This window comes from Aquabacterium sp. (genome assembly GCF_021768455.1).
Taxonomy (GTDB): domain Bacteria; phylum Pseudomonadota; class Gammaproteobacteria; order Burkholderiales; family Burkholderiaceae_C; genus Aquabacterium.
The window spans coordinates 1-2,842 of the sequence record NZ_JAIZVX010000248.1; the positions used below are offsets into that span (position 1 = coordinate 1).

Here is a 2,842-nt window from a genome sequence, read left to right on the forward strand (position 1 = left end):
TCTACACTTATCCACAGCTGACCACCCTTTGGTCGGCTACCAGCCCTGGCTCAATATTGGATCGGCACGGTGGCTCAGATTTGGATCGGCGCGGACACGAGACCACACAGGCGCTCCTGGACGCCGTGAATCGGATGCTCCTGGACATGCTGGCCGCAGTGGCCCGCAAGGACTACAACGACCGCCGCCGCCGTCAGACCCAGGGCATCGAGAAGGCCAAGCAAGCGGGCCTCTACCGGGGCCGTCAGGCGGACACGGAGCGCCACGCTGCCATCGCTGACATGCTGGACCGTGGGATGTCATGGTCTCAGGTGAGCGCCGCCACGGGGGCCAGTCGCTCCACGATCAAGCGTGTGGTGGACGCCAGGAAGGCGCACGAGACGGCCTAAGGCCTGCCCTTCCGACACCTTCCGGCCTCGCTGTGGGCCGTTTTGACGCCTCCCAGGGCTATGCCTTCGGGGGCGTTGTCGTTTGTGTGCGCCCGTGTCCCTGCCTATCTGTAAACGTCGCACACGGCACGGTCAGGAGATTGACCTGACCTATTAGCCCCCACGGTCCTTCATCAAGGCAGCAAGGCGGGCCATGTCCTGCGCACGGTCCTCGGCGGATCGAAGGTCAACCACAGGGGCATCTTCAGGCACATCCCCATGAGCGTTCTTCCCCTGCTTGCCGGGCACCAGCGCGAGCGCGATGAACCACAGGACATTGACGAAGGGGAGCAGCGCGAGCAGGACCGTCCACCCCGACGCCCCGAAGTCGTGCGCCCGTTTGATGGCCTGAAGGCATCCCAAGATACCCAGGACGAAGGCGCTCAGGATTAGCAGCAAGCCGAAGCCCAGCCCACTGCCCTTCAACAGGAACATCAGGAACCAAGCGCCGCCCCAGCAGGCCACCGCACGACCCACGAAGGTTCCTCGATCGATTCGACCACTGACGCTCCACCATCTGCCTTCAGGCTTGGCTTGATCTTCTTTGACAGGCTTACGCACAACCTTGCCGGAACTCGTCAACTCAAACTCCTACTGAACTTCAAAAGGGCAAGTATCTTAGTCCGAAGTGGCCTATTCCGTAACGGACTAGACCATTCCGGCATGTCTGTGTCTGTCCACCACCCGCGCTATGTCGCCCTCAGGAACCACCTGAAGGCCATGCGGGAGGCTGCGGGGATGACACAGAACCAGCTTGCCGACGCCCTCGGGGTCACTCAGTCCTTCGTGTCGAAGATCGAGCGCGGGGAGCGGTACGTGGATGTCCTGTTCTACATGGACTGGTGCCGGTCATGCGCGGTCGAACCTGACAAGGCCATGCGGAGCCTTGAGCGCCTAACGGCCTGATCGCCACTCCGGCACCACCGCGGCATAGCTCTGGGGCACCGCCAGCGCGGCAGACCCCGCAGGCTTCGTGACGGTGACCTCTGCGGCCCCCTTCAGGATGCCCTCAATCACGGCATCGCACCACACGGCGAACTTCACGTCCAGCCAGCGGGCGAAGAACACGGCCAGCTTGGGGTGTGCCCAGGTGCCACCGTGGCGTCCACGTTGGGCGGTAAACAATTCATCGGATTTCGATGATTTACCGAAGGCGTCTGCCATTGCCAGCAGGTACTCAGAAGTCTCCGGGGAGCTCCAGAAGTGCTGGAGTTGCTTCCCGAAGTGCTGCGCGGCCTTGGTCATGTTGAACCAGCCGTCTTCGCGGAAGACGAAAGGGGGCGGTCGCAGCGGCACTCCGCTATCCTTTGGGCTGCACCATTGCCCTGTGCCCTCATCCCGTGCCCTGCACTTTGCTACCAGCCAATGAGACCCTACTGCCTGAGACCCTGGCGTGGCAGAAGGCTGCTTACGATGCCAAGCACGAGGGGCTTTACGACAGCCGGTGCGCGGTGGCCCGACTGTTCCGGAGAGGTGCGGGCCTCTGTGCACTGGTAGACGGGCGGCCCGTGGGTTACGTGGTCTTCCAGACTGAAGGGCCGGTACGTGAGGTCTATTTAGTCGAGGTGTGCCCCGATATGCGACGGCAAGGGCTAGGTAGGCGACTACTTGAGGCGGCAGAGACGTATCTCTTGTCCACTGGTGCACAGTGCCTGACAGTGGACTGCACAAGCCCGGAGGGGGAGGCGCTTGCCCGAGGGAGTGGGTTCACCGGCCCTGAGTCTCAGCACGGGCCGGGAGTTCCGTACACGCACACGCCTCTAAAGAAGTTCTTGACGGACTGGCGTCCTCCTGCTCGGGATCCCTGGGCCTGAACGCTGGAAGGCAGCGTCCGGGGATCACTCGCCCCTCAGGTACTGATACAGCGTCTCCCGGCTGATGCCGTACTCCCTCGCCAGTGCCGCCCGGCCCTTGCCGCCTGACTGCTTGTCCTTGGCCTCCAGTTCCATCCAGCGGGTCACGATGCGGTGCCGCATGGTGACGTTGTAGCCAGCCACCAGGGTGATGGTGAGGTCCTTGGGGAGGGAGAAGGCCGGTTGAGGGCGTCAGTAGGCGTCCGGGAGATGTGCCGAAAACTCGGCAGATGTCTTGCCCAGGGCCTCCAGCATGTTGCGGATGTCGTGCAGGACGTGGCGGTGTTCCTTCCCTGTGAGTTCAGCAATCTCCTTGCTGGACATCGTGAGGGGGCCTTCCGGTGCGGTGGTGGCTTCCCCCCTCCCCCGTCGCCGCTCAGCGCCAGTCGCCCCAGGAACCCCACCAGAACCCTTCAGGCCGCATCGCAGCGGCATCCTGCCTTACCCCAGCGCCAGCAGAAGAAAGCCCGCAGCGGGGCCGGAAGCGGCCTTCCTGGGCCCGCCAATTGAACAAGAGGTGCAGCAAGCGCCGATGCCCCCTCGTATTAGCCCGAGTGCCAC

7 protein-coding genes are annotated in these 2,842 nt (G+C 63.4%); 3 read left to right on the plus strand and 4 right to left on the minus strand.

The features are described from left to right. The first annotated feature begins 134 nt into the window (after positions 1–134). Complete coding sequence (locus QZ994_RS19300; protein WP_290877569.1) at positions 135–389, plus strand: helix-turn-helix domain-containing protein; 255 nt, start codon at positions 135–137, stop codon at positions 387–389. A 153-nt stretch (positions 390–542) separates the two neighbouring features. On the opposite strand, the gene QZ994_RS19305 is transcribed toward QZ994_RS19300, so the two are convergent. Continuing rightward, on the minus strand, positions 543–1,010 hold the full coding sequence (locus tag QZ994_RS19305) for a DUF805 domain-containing protein (protein ID WP_290877558.1): 468 nt from the start codon (positions 1,008–1,010) through the stop codon (positions 543–545). 81 nt (positions 1,011–1,091) lie between these two features. Here QZ994_RS19305 and QZ994_RS19310 point away from each other — a divergent pair, with 81 nt between their 5' ends. Next, positions 1,092–1,334, plus strand: coding sequence for a helix-turn-helix transcriptional regulator (locus QZ994_RS19310; RefSeq protein WP_290877561.1), 243 nt, complete (start codon positions 1,092–1,094; stop codon positions 1,332–1,334). Here QZ994_RS19310 and QZ994_RS19315 read toward each other — a convergent pair. Then, positions 1,323–1,919, minus strand: coding sequence for a KilA-N domain-containing protein (locus QZ994_RS19315; RefSeq protein ID WP_367172360.1), 597 nt, complete (start codon positions 1,917–1,919; stop codon positions 1,323–1,325). The genes QZ994_RS19310 and QZ994_RS19315 overlap by 12 nt on opposite strands. Between QZ994_RS19315 and QZ994_RS20060 the strand changes: the two genes are divergently transcribed. After that, positions 1,880–2,242, plus strand: a complete 363-nt coding sequence (locus QZ994_RS20060; protein ID WP_367172361.1) for a GNAT family N-acetyltransferase — start codon at positions 1,880–1,882, stop codon at positions 2,240–2,242. The genes QZ994_RS19315 and QZ994_RS20060 overlap by 40 nt on opposite strands. A 24-nt stretch (positions 2,243–2,266) precedes the next feature. Here QZ994_RS20060 and QZ994_RS19320 read toward each other — a convergent pair whose 3' ends face one another. Together QZ994_RS19320 and QZ994_RS19325 are read right to left on the minus strand one after the other, a co-directional pair. Further along, positions 2,267–2,404, minus strand: a complete 138-nt coding sequence (locus QZ994_RS19320) for a helix-turn-helix domain-containing protein (RefSeq protein ID WP_290877565.1) — start codon at positions 2,402–2,404, stop codon at positions 2,267–2,269. A 69-nt stretch (positions 2,405–2,473) separates the two neighbouring features. Continuing rightward, positions 2,474–2,605 carry a Rha family transcriptional regulator gene (locus tag QZ994_RS19325; RefSeq protein WP_290877567.1) on the minus strand — a complete coding sequence of 44 codons (132 nt, stop codon included), beginning with the start codon at positions 2,603–2,605 and terminating at the stop codon, positions 2,474–2,476. Between the last annotated feature and the right edge of the window lie 237 nt (positions 2,606–2,842).

Bases quoted from the DNA above. Each gene is read 5' to 3' on its own strand.
- QZ994_RS19310 (WP_290877561.1), top strand. From the start codon at position 1,092: ATGTCTGTGTCTGTCCACCACCCGCGCTATGTCGCCCTCAGGAACCAC.
- QZ994_RS19320 (WP_290877565.1), bottom strand. From the start codon at position 2,404: ATGCGGCACCGCATCGTGACCCGCTGGATGGAACTGGAGGCCAAGGAC.
- QZ994_RS19300 (WP_290877569.1), top strand. From the start codon at position 135: ATGCTCCTGGACATGCTGGCCGCAGTGGCCCGCAAGGACTACAACGAC.
- QZ994_RS19325 (WP_290877567.1), bottom strand. From the start codon at position 2,605: ATGTCCAGCAAGGAGATTGCTGAACTCACAGGGAAGGAACACCGCCAC.